Source organism: Bradyrhizobium tunisiense, assembly GCF_042263385.1.
In the GTDB taxonomy this organism is placed as follows: Bacteria; Pseudomonadota; Alphaproteobacteria; order Rhizobiales; family Xanthobacteraceae; genus Bradyrhizobium; species Bradyrhizobium tunisiense.
In genome coordinates this window covers 906,910-928,301 of the sequence record NZ_JBHLEV010000001.1, presented here as the reverse complement: position 1 = coordinate 928,301, position 21,392 = coordinate 906,910, and the positions used below count along the sequence as shown (strand labels likewise).

General features: G+C 64.6%; 18 protein-coding genes. 6 read left to right on the top strand and 12 right to left on the bottom strand.

Annotation, left to right across the window (positions count from 1 at the left end; genetic code table 11):
• Positions 1 to 3: 3 nt before the first annotated feature.
• A complete protein-coding gene (locus tag ACFDR6_RS04430) occupies positions 4 to 1,239 on the top strand; it encodes an MFS transporter (protein ID WP_375857529.1) in 1,236 nt (411 codons plus the stop codon).
• Positions 1,240 to 1,361: 122 nt separating this feature from the next.
• On the opposite strand, the gene ACFDR6_RS04425 is transcribed toward ACFDR6_RS04430, so the two are convergent.
• Positions 1,362 to 1,856: a VOC family protein gene (locus tag ACFDR6_RS04425; RefSeq protein WP_317241510.1), complete on the bottom strand. Its 495-nt coding sequence runs from the start codon at positions 1,854 to 1,856 to the stop codon at positions 1,362 to 1,364.
• A gap of 109 nt (positions 1,857 to 1,965) precedes the next feature.
• Positions 1,966 to 2,511 (bottom strand): carboxymuconolactone decarboxylase family protein, encoded by a 546-nt coding sequence (locus tag ACFDR6_RS04420; RefSeq protein WP_212083920.1) that lies wholly within the window; start codon positions 2,509 to 2,511, stop codon positions 1,966 to 1,968.
• A gap of 138 nt (positions 2,512 to 2,649) precedes the next feature.
• On the opposite strand from ACFDR6_RS04420, the gene ACFDR6_RS04415 reads away from it, so the two are divergent.
• Both ACFDR6_RS04415 and ACFDR6_RS04410 read left to right on the top strand, forming a co-directional pair.
• Positions 2,650 to 3,849, top strand: coding sequence for an acyl-CoA dehydrogenase family protein (locus ACFDR6_RS04415; RefSeq protein ID WP_375857528.1), 1,200 nt, complete (start codon positions 2,650 to 2,652; stop codon positions 3,847 to 3,849).
• A gap of 122 nt (positions 3,850 to 3,971) precedes the next feature.
• On the top strand, positions 3,972 to 5,111 hold the full coding sequence (locus ACFDR6_RS04410) for an acyl-CoA dehydrogenase family protein (protein ID WP_375857526.1): 1,140 nt from the start codon (positions 3,972 to 3,974) through the stop codon (positions 5,109 to 5,111).
• A gap of 269 nt (positions 5,112 to 5,380) precedes the next feature.
• Here the strand turns inward: ACFDR6_RS04410 and ACFDR6_RS04405 are convergent, their stop codons facing one another.
• From ACFDR6_RS04405 to ACFDR6_RS04360, 10 genes are all read right to left on the bottom strand, one after another.
• Positions 5,381 to 6,418 carry an amino acid ABC transporter substrate-binding protein gene (locus tag ACFDR6_RS04405; RefSeq protein WP_212084595.1) on the bottom strand — a complete coding sequence of 346 codons (1,038 nt, stop codon included), beginning with the start codon at positions 6,416 to 6,418 and terminating at the stop codon, positions 5,381 to 5,383.
• Between the two features lie 56 nt (positions 6,419 to 6,474).
• Positions 6,475 to 7,068 (bottom strand): L,D-transpeptidase, encoded by a 594-nt coding sequence (locus ACFDR6_RS04400; RefSeq protein ID WP_212083926.1) that lies wholly within the window; start codon positions 7,066 to 7,068, stop codon positions 6,475 to 6,477.
• Between the two features lie 174 nt (positions 7,069 to 7,242).
• Positions 7,243 to 8,217: a hypothetical protein gene (locus ACFDR6_RS04395; protein WP_212083933.1), complete on the bottom strand. Its 975-nt coding sequence runs from the start codon at positions 8,215 to 8,217 to the stop codon at positions 7,243 to 7,245.
• Positions 8,218 to 8,319: 102 nt separating this feature from the next.
• Positions 8,320 to 8,907, bottom strand: a complete 588-nt coding sequence (locus ACFDR6_RS04390; protein ID WP_375857524.1) for a thioredoxin family protein — start codon at positions 8,905 to 8,907, stop codon at positions 8,320 to 8,322.
• Positions 8,908 to 8,938: 31 nt separating this feature from the next.
• Positions 8,939 to 9,637, bottom strand: a complete 699-nt coding sequence (locus ACFDR6_RS04385; RefSeq protein ID WP_375857522.1) for a cytochrome c biogenesis CcdA family protein — start codon at positions 9,635 to 9,637, stop codon at positions 8,939 to 8,941.
• 334 nt (positions 9,638 to 9,971) lie between these two features.
• Complete coding sequence (locus ACFDR6_RS04380; RefSeq protein WP_212083950.1) at positions 9,972 to 10,583, bottom strand: sigma-70 family RNA polymerase sigma factor; 612 nt, start codon at positions 10,581 to 10,583, stop codon at positions 9,972 to 9,974.
• A gap of 324 nt (positions 10,584 to 10,907) precedes the next feature.
• Positions 10,908 to 11,645 (bottom strand): response regulator, encoded by a 738-nt coding sequence (locus ACFDR6_RS04375; RefSeq protein WP_212083952.1) that lies wholly within the window; start codon positions 11,643 to 11,645, stop codon positions 10,908 to 10,910.
• A 10-nt stretch (positions 11,646 to 11,655) separates the two neighbouring features.
• A complete protein-coding gene (locus ACFDR6_RS04370; RefSeq protein ID WP_212083954.1) occupies positions 11,656 to 13,401 on the bottom strand; it encodes an ATP-binding response regulator in 1,746 nt (581 codons plus the stop codon).
• A complete protein-coding gene (locus ACFDR6_RS04365) occupies positions 13,371 to 15,449 on the bottom strand; it encodes a sensor histidine kinase (RefSeq protein ID WP_249153206.1) in 2,079 nt (692 codons plus the stop codon). The genes ACFDR6_RS04370 and ACFDR6_RS04365 overlap by 31 nt, the downstream gene beginning before the upstream one ends.
• Positions 15,450 to 15,455: 6 nt before the next feature.
• Entirely contained in the window at positions 15,456 to 16,451 is a 996-nt protein-coding gene (locus ACFDR6_RS04360) for a TRAP transporter substrate-binding protein (RefSeq protein ID WP_375857521.1), read from the bottom strand.
• Positions 16,452 to 16,748: 297 nt separating this feature from the next.
• Here ACFDR6_RS04360 and ugpB point away from each other — a divergent pair, with 297 nt between their 5' ends.
• From ugpB to ACFDR6_RS04345, 3 genes are all read left to right on the top strand, one after another.
• Positions 16,749 to 18,071 (top strand): sn-glycerol-3-phosphate ABC transporter substrate-binding protein UgpB, encoded by a 1,323-nt coding sequence (ugpB, locus tag ACFDR6_RS04355; protein WP_375857915.1) that lies wholly within the window; start codon positions 16,749 to 16,751, stop codon positions 18,069 to 18,071.
• A gap of 126 nt (positions 18,072 to 18,197) precedes the next feature.
• Positions 18,198 to 19,139 carry an aminoglycoside phosphotransferase family protein gene (locus ACFDR6_RS04350; RefSeq protein WP_375857914.1) on the top strand — a complete coding sequence of 314 codons (942 nt, stop codon included), beginning with the start codon at positions 18,198 to 18,200 and terminating at the stop codon, positions 19,137 to 19,139.
• A gap of 372 nt (positions 19,140 to 19,511) precedes the next feature.
• The gene (locus tag ACFDR6_RS04345) at positions 19,512 to 21,134 is read left to right on the top strand and encodes an ABC transporter substrate-binding protein (RefSeq protein WP_212083962.1); all 1,623 of its coding nucleotides are present in this window, start codon (positions 19,512 to 19,514) and stop codon (positions 21,132 to 21,134) included.
• The last annotated feature ends 258 nt before the right edge of the window (positions 21,135 to 21,392 follow it).

Below are 21,392 nucleotides of genomic sequence, written 5' to 3'. Positions count from 1 at the left end.
GTGATGCTCGATAATCTTCAGCAGCCTCCAACTGACGAATCCTCCCTCCGCTACCAAGGCTGGCGCATCGTCGCGGTCTGCTTCCTGCTTGCGACCTTCGGCTGGGGGCTCGGCTTCTATGGCCAAAGCGTCTACGTCGCCGAGCTCCAGCGCGCGCGGGGCTGGCCGGCCTCGCTGATCTCCGCAGGGACCACGTTCTTCTATCTGTTCGGCGCGCTGCTCGTCGTGTTCGTCGGAGAAGCCGTGCGGAAATACGGTCCGCGCCTCTGCCTGATCGCCGGCACGCTTGCGATGGCGGCGGCGGCCGTTGCGATCGGCGCGGTGCGCGAGCCATGGCAGCTTTATCTCGCCAATGCCGTGCTCGCCTTCGGCTGGGCCGGCACCAGCCTTGCCATGATCACCAACACGATCAGCCTGTGGTTCGACCACAAGCGCGGCATGGCGATCAGCCTGGCGCTGAACGGCGCCAGCTTTGGCGGCATCGTCGGCGTGCCGCTGCTGGTGACGCTGATCGGCCATGTCGGTTTTGCCAGCGCGATGTATGCCGCCGCCGGTGCCATGCTGGTGCTGCTGTTGCCGGTGATCCTGCTCGTCGTCGGCCGGCCGCCGGATCACCACGGCTGGCACGCGGCGACGAAGGCGAAGCCGCAATCATCGGCGGAGATCCGGACCGCTGCGCTACGCGATGTCGGCTTCCTCACGGTGACGATTGCCTTTGCGCTGGTGCTGTTCGCGCAGGTCGGCTTCATCGTGCATCTGATCTCGTTCCTCGATCCCGTGATCGGCCGCGAGCGCGGCGCGGTCGCGGTCGCGGTGCTGACCGCGATGGCCGTGGTCGGCCGCGTACTGTTCTCTCTGGTGATCGACCGCCTCAATCAGCGGCTGGCCTCCGCGCTGTCGTTCCTCAGCCAGGCGGCGGCGCTTCTGGTCGTCATCAATCTGCACAACGACTACGTGCTGATCGCAGCCTGTGCGGTGTTTGGCTTCTCCGTCGGCAATCTCATCACGCTGCCGTCGCTGATCGTGCAGCAGGAATTCGACAGCGCCTCGTTCGGCGTGCTGATCAGCCTCAACACCGCGATCAACCAGGTGACGTATGCGTTCGGCCCCGGCGTCGTCGGGGCCTTGCGCGATTGGTCCGGTGGCTATTCGCTGCCGTTTTATCTCTGCATCGCGCTGGAGCTGGCGGCCGCGGCGCTGATCATGGTGCGGGGGACGCCATCCGCCAAGTTGAAATAGATGCGGCGGCGCCTCAACAAACTCCGTCATTGCGAGCGCAGCGAAGCAATCCAGAGTCTTGCCGTGGAGGGATGGATTGCTTTGTCGCTTCGCTCCTCGCAATGACGAGGAGAGAGCGGAGATCACCCCTCCCGCTGCTTCAGCAAACCCTCCACATCCAGACGCTTGGTGAACATCGCGAGCTTGCCATCCGGCCCGAACGGCCATTGCTCCCTGGGCTTGTCCCAATACAGCTCCACGCCGTTCTGGTCGGGATCGCGCAAATATAGCGCCTCGCTCACGCCGTGATCGCTGGCGCCGTCCAGCGCAATGCCGGCCGTGAGCACGCGGTGCAGCGCGTCCGCCAGCGCCGGCCGCGTTGGATAGAGAATCGCGGTGTGATAGAGCCCGGTCGCATCCGGCGGCGGCGGCGAGCCGCCCTTGCTCTCCCAGGTGTTGAGCCCGATGTGGTGATGATAGCCGCCGGCCGAGATGAAGGCCGCGCCCGAGCCCATCTTCTGCATCAGCTCGAAGCCGAGCACGCCGCAATAAAAGCCGAGCGCGCGCTCGAGATCGGCAACCTTGAGGTGGACGTGGCCGATCCGTGTGCCGGCGGCGACGGCTTGATTCTGCGACATGTGGCTGCTCCGTTGATGAACTCCACATAGGGCGGGCCTCGGGTTGGCGCTATTGCCCATCTCGAAACCCATCGTTTCCCGATGCGCAATTGCGCATCAGGATGGGAAACTAGGCCAGTTCCCGCACTTCGCCCTCGGGCAGCTCGAACTCGAAGGTGTTCAGCGTCATCGACACCATCGTGTAATAGCCGCACAGGCCGATCACCTCGACGATGCCGCGCTCGCCGAGCAGCTTCACCGCCTCATCATAGAGGCCCTTCTCGACGCCGTGGCCCTCATGCAAGGATTTCGCGAGATCGTAGATCATCTTGCCCTTGGGATCGTCGAACTCAGGCGTGCGGCGGTCGCGGATCGCGTCGATGATCTTCAGGTCCATGCCGCCGGCAAGCGCGAGGCGCTTGTGCGCGTACCATTCGTAATGCGCGGTCCAGTGCCGTGCCGTCACCAGGATCGCGATCTCCGAAAGCCTGGCGGGAAAGATCGTGTCGTAGCGCATCACCTCGCCGAGCCGTGTGGCGTGCCGTGCCATCTCCGGACTGTTGAGCCAGGCCATCATCGGCGCCGGCGGCTTGCCGCGCTTGCCCGCGATCGACTCGTCATAGGTCTGGCGCTGGCTCTCGTTCATTTCGCCAGGCGAAAGAAGCTTCAGGCGCATTGTCGTTTCCTCTTTGTTTTTCAAGCACCGCCACGACCGCGACTATAGCCGATGCGCGGGTACGGAAGTGGTTGAATTCCGCGGGGCGATGGCCCAGAGTCGCGCCCAACAAGCCGATTTTGATTGATGGAAACGACCATGAGCGACACTGAGACCGCCGATCTCGAAACATTCCGCAACGAGACGCGCGCCTGGCTGGAAGCCAACTGCCCGCCGGAGATGCGCAAGCCCGCGACGTCGGACGCCGACGTGTTCTGGGGCGGGCGCAACGCCAAATTCTCGTCCGAGCCGCAGCGCATCTGGTTCGAGCGCATGCGCGACAAGGGCTGGACCGTGCCGGACTGGCCCAGGGAATATGGTGGCGGAGGCCTCAGCGCGGCCGAGCACAAGGTGCTGCGCGCCGAGATGGGACGAATCGGCGCGCGTCCCCCGCTGTCGAGCTTCGGCATCTGGATGCTCGGGCCTGCGCTGCTGAAATACGGCAACGACGCCCAGAAGAAGGAGCATCTGCCGAAGATCGCCGCGGGTGAGATCCGCTGGTGCCAGGGCTATTCCGAGCCGAATGCCGGCTCCGACCTCGCCTCGCTCCAGACCCGCGCCGAGAGCGATGGCGACGATTTCATCATCACCGGCCAGAAGATCTGGACGTCCTACGCCAACTACGCCGACTGGATCTTCTGCCTGGTGCGCACCGATCCGGCTGCCAAGAAGCACGACGGCATCAGCTTCATCCTGTTCGACATGACCTCGAAGGGCGTCTCGACCAAGCCGATCCTGTTGATCTCCGGCTATTCGCCTTTCTGCGAGACCTTCTTCGACGGCGTCCGCGTGCCGAAATCGCATGTGGTCGGCACCGTCAACCGCGGCTGGGACGTCGCGAAATACCTGCTCCAGCACGAGCGGGCGATGATATCAGGCATGGGCGAGCGCGGCGTCGGCCGTCCGCTCGGCCAGATCGCGGCGGACTCCGTCGGCACCGATGGGCAAGGGCGGCTCGACGATGCGATGCTGCGCGGCAAGATCGCAAGCTTCGACGTGGATGAGGCCGCGCTCGCGGCCTGCGCGGAGCGTGCGGTCGATCTGGCCAAGGCGGGGCAGGCGCATCCGGCGTTCTCCTCGGCGATGAAATATTACGGCACCGAGCTCAACAAGCGACGCCACGAGATCCTGATGTCGGCAGGCGGCGTCGATGCGCTGGAATGGGAGAGCGAACGCTCCAGGCAGGGCGCCCGCCCGCGCGCCTGGCTGCGCACCAAGGCGAATTCGATCGAGGGCGGCACCACGGAGGTGATGCTCGGCATCGTCGCCAAGCGCATCCTGGATCTGCCGGGGGCGTGATCAACCGTCGTTCCGGGGCGATGCGCAGCATCGAACCCGGAACCTCGAGATTCCGGGTTCACGCTTCGCGCGCCCCGGAATGACAGCAACAAACATTCCGCCAGACGTTAGAGACTTAAGCCATGGCCCTCGTCCTCACCGAAGAACAATCGATGCTCCGCGACAGCGCGCGCGGGCTGATCAGCGACAAGGCGCCGGTGTCGCACCTGCGCCATTTGCGCGACAGCAAAGACCCCACCGGCTTTTCCAAGGAGATTTGGCATTCCTTCGCCGAGATGGGCTTTGCTGGTTTGCTGGTCCCGGAGGAGTTCGGCGGCAGCGGGCTCGGCTATGTCGAAGCCGGTGTCGTGATGGAGGAGATTGGCCGCACGCTGATGCCCTCGCCGTTCCTCGCGACGTCAGTGGTCGCGGCTTCCGCGCTGAACCGCGGCGGCAGTGCCGCGCAGAAATCGGACTATCTGCCCAGGATCGCGAGCGGTTCGCTGCTCGCGACGCTCGCGGTCGACGAAGGCGCAAAGCATCGCCCGCTGCGGACGAGCTTGCAGGCCGTGCGTGCCGGCAACGGCTTCAAGCTCTCGGGCGCCAAGGCGCTGGTCGTTGACGGCCATGTCGCCGATCTCGTGATCGTTGCCGCGCGCACCGCGGGCTCCGCAGGAGAGCGTGACGGCCTGACGCTGTTCCTGGTCAACCCCAAGGCCAAGGGCGTCGCGATCGAACGCACCATCATGGTCGATGCCCACAATGCGGCGCGGATCGAACTCGCCAATGTCGAGGTCAATGCCGACAGCGTGCTCGGCGAAGTCGATCAGGGTGCCGCTCTGCTCGACGGCGTGCTCGATATCGGCCGCGGCGCGGTCGCCGCAGAGATGGTCGGCCTCAGCGAGGAGGTCTTCAACCGAACCGTCGAGTACCTCAAGAACAGGAAGCAGTTCGGCAAGCTGATCGGCGAATTCCAGGCGCTGCAGCATCGCGCTGCCGAGCTCTATGTCGACATCGAGATCACCCGCGCCGCCACCATGAAGGCGCTTCAGGCGTTGGACGCCGACGTCGCCAACGCCGCGCCAGCCGTCGCGGTCGCAAAGGCGCGCGCCGGCACCACCGCGACGCGCGCGGTGCAGGAGGGCGTGCAGATGCACGGCGGCATGGGCATGACCGACCAGTTCGACATCGGCTTCTTCATGAAGCGCGCGCGCGTGTGCGAGGAATTGTTCGGCGACGCCAACTACCACACCGAGCAGCTCGCAAGGGCGCGGGGGTATTGAAGGGGGCGGCTGAGGCGCGGGATGCCGCCTCGCAATCGGTGTCGTCGCCCGGCTTGACCGGGCGACCCAGTACGCCGCGGCCTCTCGATTGATCACAATCGTCTCTGGAATACTGGATCGCCCGGTCAAGCCGGGCGATGACAGTTGAGTGATTGGACAGCACTTACCCCAAGCTCGTCATTGCGAGCGAAGCGAAGCAATCCAGAGTCTTTCCGCAGAGGCAGTCTGGATTGCTTCGCTACGCTCGCAAAGACGGCAGGAGAGACCTGCTACCTCATTGGCGGTGCATACTGAACGCCACCCGCGTTCCACAGCTGGTTCATGCCGCGCGGGATCTTCAGCTTCGACTTCTCGCCGATGTTGCGCTCGTACATCTCGCCATAATTGCCGACGTGGCGGATGATGCGGGCGGCCCAGTCCTTGGTGAGGCCGAGCTGCTCGCCGTAACGGCCCTCGGTGCCGACGAGGCGCATCACTTCGGGCTTCTTCGACTTCAGGGCCTCGTCGATGTTCTCCGAGGTGACGCCGAGCTCTTCGGCATTGATCATCGCATAGAGCGTCCATTTCACGATCATCATCCAGTCGTCGTCGCGCTGGCGCACGACGGGCGCGAGCGGCTCCTTGGAGATCATGTCCGGCAGGATCATGTGGTCGCCCGGCTTGGACAGGTTTATCCGCAGTGCGTAGAGCTGGGAGACGTCAGCGGAGAGCGTGTCGCACTTGCCGGTATCGTAGGCCTTCACCACGTCGTTGAGGTTATCGAACTTCACCTCTTCATACTTCATGTTGTTGATGCGGAAGTAATCGACGACGTTGAGTGTCGTCGTGGTGCCGGACTGCACGCAGACCTTGCTGCCGGTCAGGTCCAGCGAGGTCTCCTTGTTGCGCGAACGCGGCACCATGAAGCCGACGCCGTCGTAATAGGCGACGGCAGGGAAGTACAGGTCATAGTCGAGCTCGCGCGCCATGCTCCAGGTCGTGTTGCGCGAGAGGATGTCCACCTTGCGGCTCTGCAGCTCCTTGAAACGCTCATTGGCGTCGAGCGGGATGAACTTCGCCTTGCCCGGGTCGTTGAAGATCGCCGCGGCCACCGCGCGGCAGAAATCGACGTCGAAGCCGGTCCAGTTCTGATTGTCCTCGGAATATGAGAAGCCCGGCAAGCCCTTGTTGACGCCGCACAGCACCTCGCCGCGGCGCACGGTGCGCTTCAAGGTGCGGGTGTCGTAGAACTCGTAAATGATCGCCAGAACGGCGACCAGCACGGCGACCGCGAGCCCGATCAGCAGGCCGCCTCGAAAAGTGCGCATCATGTTGCTCTCTCGAAAAATCGGAAAAAGAAGTGTGAACGAGGAAGAGGGGGTCTCTAGAGTTCAGGCTTCTGCCGGATGACCACCTTGGTGCCAACAGGGACGCGGTCGTAGAGATCGGCGACGTCGTTGTTGACGAGGCGGAAGCAGCCCGAGGACACTTTGGTGCCGATCGTGTCGGGGCGGTTGGTGCCGTGGATGCGGTAGACCGTGGTGCCCAAATACATGGCGCGGGCGCCAAGCGGATTGCCGGGGCCGCCGGCCATGAAGCGCGGCAGATAGGGCTGGCGCTGGATCATCTCCGGCGGCGGCGTCCAATCCGGCCATTCCTTCTTGTTGGTGATGGTCACCAGCCCCTGCCACTGGAAGCCGTCGCGGCCAACGCCGATGCCGTAGCGGATTGCGCGCCCGCCGGGCTGCACCAGATAGAGGTGCCGCTCGGCGGTCGAGACGATGATCGTGCCCGGCGGTTCGGTGGTGCGGAAATAGACCACCTGCTTCTGCCATTCAGGTTCGAGCTGGTAGCCGTCGTCGGCAATCAGGCCCGGCTCGTCGCCGCGGTCAGGCTGTTGGGCGGACGCCTGCGGGGCGGACAGAATAAGCCCCACCGCAGCCATGAACATCCCGGTCAGGCGACGAAAATCCGTCATTTCAAGTTCTCCCCGCTGCCACAGCGCAAATCATTCCGAAGCATCAAACCTGAGGGGCAAGTTCATGGCAAGTTGATGGCGCGCCACCCTGGTATGTCACGAGAATACCTATGGTTTTTTGACGGAGCCGGGCAATGCCACAAACAGGGCATGGCGATGTGGACGCAATCGGGGCTAGATCTTGTTGCTCTCCGCCGCGATCCCGAGCCGCCGGACGATCTCCGTCCCCACGGCGCGCGCCTCCACCCGAGACCCGATGCGGGGGCTGCGAAACCTCCGCCCCGAGTGCAACCGGATCACCACGATGCAGTGCTCGTCCTCGGACCGGCCGCGGCGCTCGACCGTGATCGTCTTCACGTCGGGTCCTGCGATATGGTCGGCGCGCAGGCTGCCGTCACCCCACAGGCGTTCGACACGGATATCGCCCTCGCGAATGATCCAGAACGCCCCGGTCACGAGGTTGGCGTATCTGTAGACCGCGAACGCGGCGAGCGCGCCGAGCGGCAGCAGCAGGATGTCGACATGGCTCGGCGATAGCCCACGCCAGAGCTTGTAGGCGTAGGGCCCGGCGCATAGCGCAATCGCGATCAGGGACACGATCCTGATGTCCCGCGCGGGAAACGCCTCCAGCGGCTCGCCGAGATGCATCTCGGGATTGCTGGCGTCGAGCGGATTGGCGGGATCCTCGACATTGGGGACCTCGAACTGCGCCGCGATCCGGGCCACGGTGTCGCGAACATGGGTGACGTCGGAGATCGGCGGGGAGGTGAGGCGTTCCCCGGAAGCCAGCGTGAACACGAGCTGGAAACGGGCCTTCACGCGCTTGCTGCCCGGAACCTGTAGCGCCGTGATCTCGTCCTTCGCGACGACCCGCGTGCGCAGCTTGCCGAACGGACTTTGCCGCCCGATCAGGATCTCGTTCGCCGTGATGATCCACACCACCGCCGGCGCAATCATGATGCCGACGACGAATCCCGCTCCCACCAGCAGCGCGACCACCGAGATGATGATCTCCAGCGTGTCGTGCGTGAACAGGCCCGGCGTGAAGCACAGCGCAACCGCAGCCGCGCAGCCGGCCACGATCAGCCGCTGCGCGATCGAGGTGCCTTCACGAAGGCGGATGTCGGTGCTGGTGGGCGCGGCGTCCATTGCGGGCGGGCTGATTCCGGTGCTCGCGAAACTCCACGGACGGGTCCGTGGAGTCAAGCAACAAGGGCGTCATCCGAAACCGGCCGCAATGTCCGAGCGGGGTCAGCTGCTCGCGTTCAGCAGCTTCGCCACGGTGCGGTCGATCTCGCCGTAAGCCCCTTCGCCGGCGTGCTGGAATACGATCTTGCCGTTCTGATCGATGATGTATTGCGCCGGCCAATATTGGTTGCGGTAGGCGTTCCAGGTCTTGGAATCATTGTCCTGCGCCACCGGATAGGTGATGCCGTGACGCTTCAGCGCGGCTTGCACGTTGGAGGCGGAGCGCTCGAACGGGAATTCCGGGGTGTGCACGCCGACCACGACGAGGCCCTTGTCCCGGTACTTCGCATAGAGCTCGGTGACGTGCGGCAGCGTGTTGACGCAGTTGACGCAGCCATAGGTCCAGAAGTCGACCAGCACGACCTTGCCGCGGAGGTCGGCCATGCTCAGCGGCTTGGAGTTGAACCAATTGTTGATGCCGACGAAGTCGGGCGCGGCCTGCTGGCTCGCGGCGGCGACGGTGATCGGCGCGGCGGGAGCAGTGAAGACAGGCGTTGCGCGGGATACCTCGTCGCAGACGCCGGGGATGACGGCGCCGGTGACGGCGAAGCCGACAAGTGCAGCTGAGACGACGAGAAGTTTGAAAGCCATGGAAGCGTCCTCCGGGTGAAATCTTCGGTGATTACAGGTCGATCTCGCCGGTCGGGTAGAAGCCGGTGAGCCACGCCACGATCAGCGTGTCGTATTGGAAATAGGCGGCGAGTGCGAAGGCGATCACGACGATTCCAAAGCCCTGCTGCAGGCGCGGCGCAATCCGCGATAGGCTGCGCACGCGCGTGGTCGCGGCCTGTCCGCCATAGGCGATTGCCAGCATCGGGATCGCAGCACCAATGGCGTAGGCGAGCAGCAGCGTGCCGGCCCAGGTCAGGTTGTTCGAGGTCGCAACCAGCGTCAGGATCGAGCCGAGCACCGGGCCGGCGCAGGGCGTCCAGACCAGGCCGAGCGTGGTGCCGAGGATCAGCCCGCCGAGCGCGCCCTCGCGTTGCGTGGTGCCGGAATTGCCGAGATCGAGCCAGCCATTGAGGCGGATCGACAACCATTCGAACGGCGCCGGCCACAGCATCAGCAGGCCAAAGCCGAGCAGCAGGATCGTGGCCGCCTCGCGCAGCACGTTCGGATCGAAATCGAACAGCCGCGTGATCGCGCCGAGCAGCAGCGCGGTCGCCGAGAACGAGACGACGAAGCCGAGCGCGATCATGAGGGGGCGCAAATGTCCCGCGCGCCCGATCGAGGCGCCGAGCAGGATCGGCAACATCGGCAACGTGCAGGGCGCGGCGATGGTGAGAATGCCGGCGAGAAGAGCGAAGAGTAGTTCGAGCATCGGGGCCCTCGTGAAGGAGGTCACGAGGGCAGTTCGGAATGGATGCGGGGCCCGTTACGCAGCGTCACGCCTTCGTGACGGCGGCTGGTTGCGGGACGCAGCTGCTGGCGGGAGCGGCCAGCCTGCCCCAGACACAAAACGACCCGGAGGGGGGCATCCCGTCCGGGTCGCTGGAGGTCCTTGGGAGGTTTAACAAAACCGTATGTGAGTTTTATAGGGGAGAAGTTTTTCCGCCTGATGTTGTGCTTTGTTTCAATTGTTTCGTCGGCGGTAACACTTCCGTGTCCCCGGGAAGGGGCCCGGATAGGGCCCTATCCCCTTGAAATCGTTGATGTCAGGCGGCGAAGCGCTCGACGCCGGCGCCTTTAAGCAGTTCGGCCAGTTGCTTGCGGGCGTAGAACATCCGCGTCTTCACGGTGCTCTGGGGGATGCCGATGATCTGCCCGACCTCCTCCACCGACTTCTCGTGGTAGTAGACGAGGTTGATGATCTCGCGATGTGCGGGCGACAGCTTCTGCACGCAGGCACGCAGGATGGCGCTGGTGTCGCTGCGGTCGAGCGAGGTCTCGGGCGTCTCCGCATCGTCGGGAATCTGGCGCACGTCTTCCTGGTCGATGTCCTCGAAGCGGCGCTGGCGCATCGCGGTCAGGGCTTTGAAGCGGGCGATCGAGAGCAGCCAGGTCGAAACCTGCGAGCGGCCCTGGAACTGGCCGGCGGTCCGCCACACGTCCAAAAACACCTGGCTGACCAGGTCTTCCGCTGCGGTGGCGTCACGCACGATGCGCAGGATGAAGCGGTACACCCGCACATGATGCCGGCAATAAAGGATGTGCATCGACGTCCGGTTTCCGCCGGCAATGCTTTCGAGAAGCATGTCGTCCGAAGTCGCCTGAGCGGCAATGATGCTCTGGCTGGCCTGGGCGTTGATGGCGATGACGTTCCGCATTGACTTGGCTCCCCGTAGCGCCGCAACCGAGCGGCGTTTCCTTGGAGCGAAGTGTTAATGAGCCAACGTTTCGGGACGTCTGCACGAAAAGGGGAAAATGGTTTCGTGCGCCGCGAAATTGTTTCGTCGGAGTGGGGGCGACGAAACATTCGGGGTAAATAGTCGTGCAATTTCAATGTACGGAAATTACGGGGGCGTAGGTTTTACGAGGCGTTACGCCGTGCGGAACGTAATTGGGGGGATTGCGTTCGGTCGCGCGATGCACATGGTCGCTGTCGCGGGCGCCCGTAGCCAGGACAACAGCGCCGTAGGGTGTGTCGTCCCCTACGCCTTCTCGCCCGCCGGCGAGAACAGATAGCCGCCGCCGCGGATGGTGCGGATCACGGCCGGCTTGGCCGGGTCGGGCTCGATCTTGCGGCGGATGCGCATGATGCGCAAATCCACGGCGCGGTCGAAGGCTTCGGCGTCGCGCGCATTGGCCAATTCCAGCAGGCGTTCGCGCGACAGCACGCGCTTCGGATTGGCCGCGAACACCTTCAGCAGCCCGAACTCGGATGCCGTCAGCGGATGCTCGTTGCCCTCGTCGTCGCGCAAGGCCTGGGCTTCGAGATCGAGCCATTTGGTGCCGAACCGCACCAGCTGCTCCTTGTCGGATTTCGCCGCCGCCGTGTCCGGCGCGGCCGCCTTGGCCGGCACGCTCCGCCGCAGCACCGAGCGGATGCGGGCCATCAGCTCGCGCAGCTCGCAGGGCTTTGCCACGTAATCGTCGGCGCCGAGCTCGAGCCCGACGACCCGATCGATCGGGCTCGCGGTCGCCGTCAGCATGATCACGGGCACGTTGATGCGGCTCTTGAGGTCGCGGATGATCGAGAGCCCGTCTTCCTCGGGCATGTTGAGGTCGAGCACGACGAGGTCCGGCATGCTGCCGTCGATCGCGGCGCGCAAGGACTTGCCGCCGTCGCACAGCGTCACGGTGAAGCCGTGCATCTTGAGATAATCGCCGACCATCTCCCGGGCCGGGGCTTCATCGTCGACGATCATGATGTGCTGGCTTTGGGTCATGGTCTCTGGATCACGGCATTTCGGTCGCGGGGAGGGTGATGGTGAAGGTCGAGCCCTTGCCGGGCCCGTCGCTGTCGGCGGTCACCTCGCCGCCGTGCATGTCGACGATACGCTTGACGATGGACAGGCCAAGTCCCGTCGAGCTCTCGCCGGCGGTCGGTTTGGCCGACAGCCGCTGGAACCGGCCGAACAGGCGGCCGAGATCCTCCGGGGACAGGCCGGCGCCCTCGTCGCTGACGCGGACGACGGTGTCGCCGCTCTCGTGGCTGACCACGACGTCGATCTTGCCGCCGATCGGCGAGTATTTGATGGCGTTGCTGATCAGATTGTCGATCGCCTCGCGGATGCGGTCGGTGTCGCACATGGTGACGATATTGGCCGGCGCGGCGACGCTGATCGCCTGCTGCTTGTTGACGGCGAGCGGCTGGTTGGCCTCGGCGACCTCCTTGACCAGCGCCGCGACGTCGACCGGCTCGCGGCGGATGGTGATGTCGAAGGCATCCGCCATCGCGTCCGAGATCAGGTGATCGACCATCGTGGTCAGCCGCTTGGTGGCGTCGCGGATGTGGTCGACCTGGGCGACCACGCCGCTTTCCGAGGCGCCGGTCGAAATCAGCTCCTTCAGCATCTCGGTGCGGCCGAGGATGACGCCGAGCGGATTCTTCAGATCGTGCGCGACGGTGCCCAAAATCTCGTTCTTGAAGCCGTTGGCCCGCTGCAGGCGCAGCCATTGCGCCGACAGGCGGCGGTTGGCCTGCATCAGGGCGCGGGTGCGCTGGGCGACGCGGTCCTCCAGCTGCGTGTTGGCGTCCTGGAGCTGCTGATAGAGGATGACGTTGTCGAAGGCGATCGAGAGCCTCGAAGAGAAGATCTCGACCAGGGAACGGTCGGTCTCCGACAGCTCGCGTTCGGCCTGCAGCAGCACCACGACCTCGCGGCCGCTTCCGGTGCGCAGATAGATCACGCTGCGATGGTCGGCGAATTCGTTCTTGCGGCGCTGGAACGCGGCCTCCACCATCGAGCGCAGATCGGGATCGAGCGCCTTCGACGTGGTGGTGCCGATGAAGCGGCTGTAGCAGCCGCTGCCGGCGAGCACCGAGAGCTCGGGGTCGATGCCGCCATTGTCGCGCAAGACGAGTATACCGGCGCAATCGACGTTGAGCAGCGAGGCGAGCTGGGTCAGCACGCCCTCGGCGAGCCGCTGCATCGACTTGAAGTCGTAGAGCGTCGAGGCCGCGTCGATGATGATCTCCAGCCCGCGCCGCGTCTGCACCATGCGCTCGAGCTGCTGATAGGAGCGCAGCGCCGCGGTCAGCGAGGTGAACAGCTTGTCCGCGGTGAGCTCGGTCTTGGCCTTGTAGTCGTTGATGTCGTACTGCACGATCACGCGCCGCTCGGGCGCCTGGCCCGGCTGTCCGGTGCGCAGGATGATGCGCACGGTCTCGTTCCGGATCTCGTTGCGGATGAACTCGACCAGATCGAGGCCGGCGACGTCGGTCTCCATGATGACGTCGAGCAGCACGGCGGCGATGTCGCCGTGCTCGGCCATCAGCTTGCGGCCTTCCGCCGCGGAATAGGCCGACAGGATCTCGAGGCCCTGGCCGTTGAGGCTGTAGTCGGACAACGCGAAACGGGTGCCGTCATGCACGGCCGGATCGTCGTCGATGACGGCGATTTTCCATTTCCGGGCGTTGGCATCCTCCGACGCGGTACCGGTATCGTCGATCAGGTGGAGGACATCGTCCTGTTCGGCCATTGAGAAGTCCCGTCACTTTCTGTGCTTTGCGCGCCGCCCCTGGCGACCCGGGGCATGATAATGCGAAAAGTGGTGCCTTGTCCCAGCTTGGATTCCAGCATCATCCGCCCGCCGAGCTGCTGGGTGACGAGGTTATAGACGATATGCAGGCCAAGTCCCGTGCCGCCTTCATTGCGCCGGGTGGTAAAGAAAGGGTCAAAGGCCTGGCGCTGCACGTCGGGGGTCATGCCGGCCCCGTCATCGGTGAAGATGAGCTCGACGTCGTCGGCCCCGCGCGGCCGCGCCGAGATCGTGATCATACCGGCCCGCCCGTCGCCGAAGGCGTGGTTGGCGGCGTTGAGGAACAGATTGGTCAGGATCTGGCCATAGGAGCCCGGATAGCCGTCGAGCAGCAACCCCTCGGGCACGTCGACCTGGAGCGCGATCGCCGAGCGCTTCAGCACCGGCCGCAGGCTTGCAATGATCTGGTCGGTGGCCTCGCTGAGCGAGAATTGCCGGCGCTCGGCATGGGAGCGGTCGACCGCGACCTGCTTGAACGACTGGATCAATTCGCCGGCGCGCTGGAGATTGGCGACGAGCTGCTGCGAGGCGTCGCGCGAGGACTGCACGAACTCCTCCAGCTGCGAGCGGCGCAGGCCTCCATCGCCCTTGAGCTGGGCTTCGAAGATTTCGGTGCGCCGGGCGAAGCTCGAGGCAACGGTCAGGCTGATGCCGATAGGGTTGTTGACCTCGTGCGCGACGCCGGCAACGAGGCCGCCGAGCGCGGCCAGCCGTTCGGCGTCGATCAGATTCTGCTGCGCGGTGTTGAGTTCGAGCAGCGCGCTCTCGGCCTTCTCCTTGGACGCGCGCAGCTCGTCCTCGGTCTGGCGCTTCGCGATCGCGTTCTCGCGGAACACCTCCACCGCGCGCGCCATGGCTCCGACCTCGTCACGTGCCTTGGTGCCCTGCACCTCGCGGTCGAGGTCGCCGAGCGTGATCGCGCGCATCGCGGCCATGATCTGCTGCAGCGGCAGCCGGATCGAGAGCGCGATCAGAACGCCGGCGGTGAGGATGATGCCGAGAAAGACCACCGCGATCGACAGCACCCGCCTGGAAATGGCGGCCAGCGTGCGGTCGAACGTCTCCTGCGCCTTCTGCTCGCGCTGCCGCATCTTGGTCGAGAGATCGTCGATGGCGCCGATCGCCTCGGCCTGGCTGGCGTCGATGGTGTTGCGGAGCAGTTCGGTGCGGCTCGCAAGCTGCTCGGAGAGCTTTGCAAAGCCCTCGCGCAGCGCGGCGGTGCGGGCTCCGAGCCGCCGCAAGGCCATCTTCTGCAGGTCGTTGTCGGCGAGGTCGATCATCACGGGGATGGTCTTCTCGATCGTCTCGGTGTTGCGCCGCGCGTCGTCGGCCGCGCCCGGTGACAGCGAGAGATAATAGGAATTGGCCGCCACCAGCATCGCGGTGAAGGCCTCGCGGGATTTTCCGAGCGAAGGCCAGATCAGCGCGTCGCGATGGCCGGTGGCGCCTTCGATGATGGAGTAGAGGCCCGCCATGTCCCTGGCCGGGCCCTGCACCTGCTCCTCATAGGTCTTCGCGATGGTGGCCTGCACGCTGCGCAGCTCGCCGAAGCCGTTGAGGAAGCGGTCGGTGGTACGCTCCAGCTCCTCGACCGAGCCCGACAGCATCGGGTCCTTGGCGGCACGGTTGGACAGCGTGCCCAGCACCGCTTCGCGCAGCAGCAGGATCTCGGCGAACAGGTCCGGGCTCGGCTGGTTGATGTAGCGGTGGATCAGATTGTGCAGGCGTCCGGTCTCGCTTTCGAGCAGCGCAAGGATTCGGTCGGATTCGCGCACCTGGCGCACGTCGTCCCAGGCCGAGCCAAGCACCTGGGCGCCATTCCAGATCATCGCCACCAGCACCACCACCACGGCGGAGTTCAGCGCCGCGATCGACAGAATGCGCCAGCGGATCGGCACCGCCCGCAGCACACCGACGATGCGCGCGCGCGCCCTCCCGATCGGGCCGGGCGGCCTTTCCGCGGTCTCGCTGTGTCCGAGCCCAGCCAAGAAGCTCTACTCCACCTTGCGAATGCGTTCGATCAGCGCGGCCGCGGCGGGATCGCGCCCGGCCTTGGCGTAGATCGCGGCCATGGCGTCCTCGAACGGCTTGCGGTCGATATCCCTGACGACGGTGACGCCAGCTTCCTGGGCCTTGCGCTGCGACTGCTCCTCGAGGTCGCGCCATTTCTCGCGCATGAATCGGCTGGAGCGTTGCGCGGCCTCCCGGAAGATATTCTGGTCGTCCGGCGACAGGCTCTGCCAGGCCTTCAGCGAGATCACCAGCACTTCGGGGCTCATCGTGTGCTCGGTAAGCGTGTAATGGCCGGCATGCTTGTAATGGTCCGTCGTCACGAAGGATGGCCAGTTGTTTTCGGCGCCGTCGATCAAATGATTGGTGAGCCCGGTGAGCACCTGCCCGTAGGGCAGCTCGACCGGTTCGGCGCCGAGCGAACGGATCATCTGGCTCATCAACTCCGACTGCTGCACCCGGATCCGCAATCCCTTGAGGTCCGCGACGTTCCTGACCGGGCGGACACCATTGTAGATCGACCGCGCCCCGGAATCGTAAAAGGCGAGCCCGATGAAGCCATAAGGCTCGAAACTGCCGAGGATTTCGCTGCCGATCGGCCCGTCCAGCACCTTCTGCATGTGCTCGATGGACCGGAACAGGAACGGCATTGCCAGCACGTTCATCGCCGGGACGAAATTGCCGATCAGCGCCACGTTGGTCCGGTTGAGGTCGATCGCACCGGCCCGGGTCTGCTCGATGGTCTCCTTTTCCTCACCGAGCTGGCGGGAGTGGAACACCTTGATCTCGTGCCGGCCGCTGGTGCGCTCGGCGATCAGGGCGCCCATGTAGCGTAGCGCCTGGACGGTCGGATAATCCGCGGTCTGGGTATCGGCGGCGCGAAATTCGCGCGCGCCGGCGCCCGTCGTCCAGACGGCAAGCAGAAGCGCGACGAAGATCACCCCGGTCCGCGAGAGTTCGGCACGGCTCAGCACTGGCACACTCAACCCCTCAGTGGTGGAGTCTATGGCGGGAGCAAAAGGTTCAATGCAATCTAGAGCGTTTTCAAGCGAAGTGGATACCGGTTCGCGTCGGGAAAACGCGTCAAATTAAGAATCTGGAGACCCGTTTCCGATCGGAACGGGGCGCTGGCAGCTGGGCGGGGGAAGGCCATCCCGCTGGCGCCGCGGTGGCGATTGTGCGGCGCGGTCGGCGCGCATTCCCGGTTGAAACCGCAAAGGGGGCGCCTTAAGCAGAACAGCCGTCTTTCGTCGCGCGACACGGGAAGAGCCATCGTGATTTCAGCATTGCGCCTTTTGCCTGTCGTCGCCACCGTCGCGGCTCTCGCATTCATCTCGAAAGCGCAGGCGGCCACCGAGATCGCGTGGTGGCACGCCATGTCCGGCGAGCTCGGGCGGCAGCTCGAGAAACTGGCCTCGGATTTCAACGCCTCGCAGTCCGATTACCGCATCGTGCCTGCTTACAAGGGCAATTACACCGAGACGGTGACCGCCGCGATCTTCGCCTTCCGCTCGCGCAGCCAGCCCGCCATCGTCCAGGTCAACGAGGTCGCCACCGCCACCATGACCGCGGCCAAGGGCGCGATCTATCCGGTGTTCAGCCTGATGCGGGACCAGGGCGAGCCGTTCTCGCTGGGCGATTACCTGCCTGCGGTCTCCGGCTACTACACCGATGCAGCGGGCAATCTGCTGTCGTTCCCGTTCAATTCCTCGACGCCGATCCTCTATTACAACAAGACCATGTTCCGCGATGCCGGGCTCGATCCGGAGGCGCCGCCGAAGACCTGGCCGGAATTGGGGCTCGCTGCAAAGCGCTTGCGCGACCGCGGCGCTGCTTGCGGCTTCACCACCTCCTGGCCATCCTGGATCCATGTCGAGAATTTCTCCGCCTTCCACAATCTGCCGTTGGCGAGCCGGGCCAACGGCTTTGCCGGGCTGGATGCGGAATTGACCATCAACAATCCGTCGCTGGTGCATCACATCGCAGCGCTCAGCGAGTGGCAGAAGACCAGGCTGTTCGACTATAGCGGTCGCGGCCAGTCGGCCGAGCCGCGCTTCCAGAAGGGCGAGTGCGGCATCTTCATCGGCTCCTCGGCGACGCGTGCCGACATCAGGGCGAATTCGAAGTTCGAGATCGGCTACGGCATGATGCCGTACTGGCCGGACATGAAGGGCGCGCCGCAGAACTCGATCATCGGCGGCGCCACGCTGTGGGTGCTGCGCGACCGCCCGCGCGAGGAATACAAGGGCGTGGCGCGGTTCTTTTCCTATCTGTCGCAGCCCGGCGTGCAGGCCGCCTGGCACCAGAACACCGGCTATCTGCCTGTCACCCGTGCCGCCTTCGAGCTGACGCGGTCGCAAGGATTTTACGAGCGCAACCCGGGCTCGGCGATCTCGTTCGAGGAGATCACGCTCAATCCGCCGACGGAGAATTCGAAGGGCATCCGGCTCGGCTCCTTCGTGCTAATCCGCGGCGCCATCGAGGACGAGCTGGAGCAGGCCTTTGCCGGCCACAAGAGCGCGCAAGCCGCGCTGGATTCCGCCGTCGAGCGCGGCAACAAGATCCTCCGCCAGTTCGAGCGGGCCAGTCCGGAGCGGTAGGGGTGGCGCGCGAGGTCTCTCGACAGCGTCATGGCCTGGCGTGTCCCGGCCATCCATGCCTTGCCGCAGCCGAAGAACGTGGATGCCCGGGACAAGCCCGGGCATGACGAACTCGAGCGTATTTGGATGACACTGCCATACCTTCCCGACGCCGAGAGCTTCCGCGCCTTCCGTTCCGATGCGCCGCGCTGGCTGCCGATCGCGCTCGACATCGCGCGCAGCCACGGTCTCGATGTCGGCTCGCTTCACGTGTTTGCGACCGGCACCAATCTGGTGGCCGGTCTCGGCGACAAGCTGATCCTGAAAATCTTTCCGCCGCAGCTCGCAGCGCAGTTCGTCTCCGACCGTGGCTCGCTGGCGCAGCTGAACGGCCATGTCGATCTGCCGATTCCCGAGATCGTCGCCGAAGGGACGCGCGACGGCTGGCCATACCTGATCATCACGCGCCTTGCCGGCACGCTCGGCTCGGAAGTGTGGCCGTCCTTGCCGGAAGACCAGAAGGAGCGCCTGCTGCGCCGGATCGGCGAGACCATCGCCGCCGTGCAGCGCGCCCCGCTTGGGCCGCTTGCGACAATCGAGCCGCGCTGGGAGGACTTCATGCGCCGGCAGATGCAGGGGTGCCGCGCCAGGCACGAGCGTCTTGGCCTTGCGCCGAAATTCCTTAGAGGCCTTGACGATCTCCTGCGCGACGCGGCAAAGCTCATTCCGATGGATGCGCCGCCGGTGATTCTGGTCGGCGAATACATTCCTGAAAACTTCCTGCTCGCATGCGAGGACGGCCAATGGTCGCTCGCCGGCTTGTTCGATTTCGGCGACGTGCTCGCGGGTTGGCGTGATTACGACTTGCTCGGCCCCAGCGCCTTCATGGCGGCAGGCCGGCCGGGGAGGGTGCGCAGCCTGCTGGAAGGCTTCGGCTATGCGACCCTCGACTACACGCTCAAGCGCCGCCTGATGGCCCTGATGCTGCTGCACCGGGCTAGCGATCTCAACAGCCATATCTGCATCGAGGGCTGGCAGGACAAGGCGACCGATCTCATTGAGCTGCAGGACCTGATCTGGCCGGGCTGATGCTCGCGCTCAGCCTCTCTCCGTCATTCCAGGGCGCTGCGCAGCGTCGAACTATGGTGCGCAATTGCGCACCTGAGAACCCATTCTCCGGCGCCTGTTGCCACCCGATGGATTCCGGGCTCGATGCTGCGCATGCGCCGGAATGACGGCTCTGCTCGCGAGGCAGGCGGCCAGTCGTTTATGCTCAATAAATATGCAAATGCGCATCTTTGTATGCAATGCTTCGGGCCGCTGCAGAGGCCGCGCGCGAGCCAGGATCGATATTTTTGTTTTGTTTCAAGCTGCTTAGCTCGATCGTAAACGCCCATTAAGCCTTGGCACGAACCTTGCGAATCCAGTTCCAACCAGAAACTTTTGTGTTGGAGCCATTTCATGAAGCGCCGCGATTTCCTCAAGTCCGTTTCCGGATTGGCCGCCGGAGCGGCGCTTCCGGCCATGCCGAGCGTCGTCTCCTCCGCCTATGCCGACGCCCGTTCGGAGACGCTGCTGATCGTCTCGGAAGGCGGCCCCAACAATCTTGACATCCACGGCATCGGCACCAACGTGCCCGGCTATGAGGTGTCCTGGAACTGCTACGACCGGCTCATCAGCCACGAGATGAAGAGCGGCCCCGGCGGGGTGCCCTATTACGACCGCGACAAGTTCAAGGGCGAGCTCGCCGAGGACTTCAAGATCGACGACATGTCGGTCACCTTCAAGCTGCGCAAGAACGCCAAATTCCACGACGGCACGCCTGTCACTGCCAAGGACGTGAAATGGTCGCTCGACCGCGCCGTGAGCGTCGGCGGCTTCCCGACCTTCCAGATGAGCGCGGGCTCGCTGACCAAGCCGGAGCAGTTCGTCGTGATCGACGACCACACGGTGCGGGTCGACTTCCTGAAGAAGGACAGGCTCACGATCCCCGATCTCGCCGTGATCGTGCCCTGCATCGTCAACTCCGAGCTCGTGAAGAAGAACGCCAGCGAGAAGGACCCCTGGGGTCTCGAATTCACCAAGCAGCAGACCGCGGGCTCCGGCGCCTACAAGGTGACGAAATGGACCGCCGGCACTGAAGTTGTCATGGAGCGCAACGACGACTGGGTCTGCGGCCCGCTGCCGAAGATCAAGCGCGTGATCTGGCGCATGGTGCCGCAGGCCGGCAATCGTCGTGCGCTGCTGGAGCGCGGCGATGCCGACATCTCCTATGAGCTGCCGTTCAAGGATTTCCAGGAGATGAAGGCGAACGGCAAGCTCAATGTGGTCTCGCTGCCGTTCTCCAACGGCATCCAGTATATCGGCATGAACGTGACCAAGCCGCCGTTCGACAATCCGAAGGTGCGGCAGGCCGTCGCCTATGCACTGCCGTACCAGAAGATCATGGACGCGGTGCTGTTCGGGCTCGCCAACCCGATGTTCGGTGCGGCCAAGGACAAGGCCACCGAAGTCGCCTGGCCGCAGCCGCACAAATACAACACCGACATGGAGAAGGCGAAGGCGCTCTTGGCGGAAGCCGGCTATGCCAACGGCTTCGAGACGACGATCTCGTTCGATCTCAATTTCGCTGGCGTCAACGAGCCGCTCTGCGTGCTGGTGCAGGAGAGCCTGGCTCAGATCGGCATCAAGACCACCATCAACAAGGTGCCCGGCGCCAATTGGCGCACCGAGTTGAACAAGAAGGAGATGCCGCTCTTCACCAACGTGTTCTCGGGTTGGCTCGATTACCCCGAATACTTCTTCTACTGGTGCTATCACGGCAACAATTCCGTCTTCAACACCATGAGCTACAAGTCGGCGGAGATGGACAAGCTGATCGACGGCGCGCGCACGGCCGCCGCGACCGGCGACACGGCGACCTACGACAAGGACGTGAAAGGCTTCGTCGATCTCGCCTTCACCGACGTGCCGCGCATCCCGCTGTACCAGCCCTTCGTCAACGTCGCGATGCAGAAGAACGTCAGCGGCTACCAATACTGGTTCCACCGGAGGCTGGATTATCGCGCGATGGCGAAGGGGTGAGACGTCATGGGGCCCGCGGTGCTGGCTGTCCCTTCACGTGAGGTGAGCACACTCTTCAGGCTCCCTCCCCCCTTGCGGGGGAGGGTTGGGGAGAGGGGTAGCCCAAGCAATGGTGTTCATTGTCGCGCGCGGCCTGTTCTTCGTCACACCATGGGTCACCGTGTGGCACCCCTCTCCCTGGCCCTCCCCCGCAAGGGGGGAGGGAACGCAGCGGAGCAAGTGGCTCGATCTCGCTGTCAAGCTGAGCACATCAGGAGC

What these genes read in the sequence shown, in the direction of transcription:
- ACFDR6_RS04415 (WP_375857528.1), top strand. Translation starts at nt 2,650, where the DNA reads ATGAGCGACACTGAGACCGCCGATCTCGAAACATTCCGCAACGAGACG.
- ACFDR6_RS04370 (WP_212083954.1), bottom strand. Translation starts at nt 13,401, where the DNA reads ATGGCCGAACAGGACGATGTCCTCCACCTGATCGACGATACCGGTACC.
- ACFDR6_RS04350 (WP_375857914.1), top strand. Translation starts at nt 18,198, where the DNA reads ATGACACTGCCATACCTTCCCGACGCCGAGAGCTTCCGCGCCTTCCGT.
- ACFDR6_RS04410 (WP_375857526.1), top strand. Translation starts at nt 3,972, where the DNA reads ATGGCCCTCGTCCTCACCGAAGAACAATCGATGCTCCGCGACAGCGCG.
- ACFDR6_RS04430 (WP_375857529.1), top strand. Translation starts at nt 4, where the DNA reads ATGCTCGATAATCTTCAGCAGCCTCCAACTGACGAATCCTCCCTCCGC.
- ACFDR6_RS04425 (WP_317241510.1), bottom strand. Translation starts at nt 1,856, where the DNA reads ATGTCGCAGAATCAAGCCGTCGCCGCCGGCACACGGATCGGCCACGTC.
- ACFDR6_RS04405 (WP_212084595.1), bottom strand. Translation starts at nt 6,418, where the DNA reads ATGCGCACTTTTCGAGGCGGCCTGCTGATCGGGCTCGCGGTCGCCGTG.
- ACFDR6_RS04390 (WP_375857524.1), bottom strand. Translation starts at nt 8,907, where the DNA reads ATGGCTTTCAAACTTCTCGTCGTCTCAGCTGCACTTGTCGGCTTCGCC.
- ACFDR6_RS04345 (WP_212083962.1), top strand. Translation starts at nt 19,512, where the DNA reads ATGAAGCGCCGCGATTTCCTCAAGTCCGTTTCCGGATTGGCCGCCGGA.
- ACFDR6_RS04420 (WP_212083920.1), bottom strand. Translation starts at nt 2,511, where the DNA reads ATGCGCCTGAAGCTTCTTTCGCCTGGCGAAATGAACGAGAGCCAGCGC.
- ACFDR6_RS04395 (WP_212083933.1), bottom strand. Translation starts at nt 8,217, where the DNA reads ATGGACGCCGCGCCCACCAGCACCGACATCCGCCTTCGTGAAGGCACC.
- ACFDR6_RS04400 (WP_212083926.1), bottom strand. Translation starts at nt 7,068, where the DNA reads ATGACGGATTTTCGTCGCCTGACCGGGATGTTCATGGCTGCGGTGGGG.
- ACFDR6_RS04385 (WP_375857522.1), bottom strand. Translation starts at nt 9,637, where the DNA reads ATGCTCGAACTACTCTTCGCTCTTCTCGCCGGCATTCTCACCATCGCC.
- ACFDR6_RS04380 (WP_212083950.1), bottom strand. Translation starts at nt 10,583, where the DNA reads ATGCGGAACGTCATCGCCATCAACGCCCAGGCCAGCCAGAGCATCATT.
- ACFDR6_RS04375 (WP_212083952.1), bottom strand. Translation starts at nt 11,645, where the DNA reads ATGACCCAAAGCCAGCACATCATGATCGTCGACGATGAAGCCCCGGCC.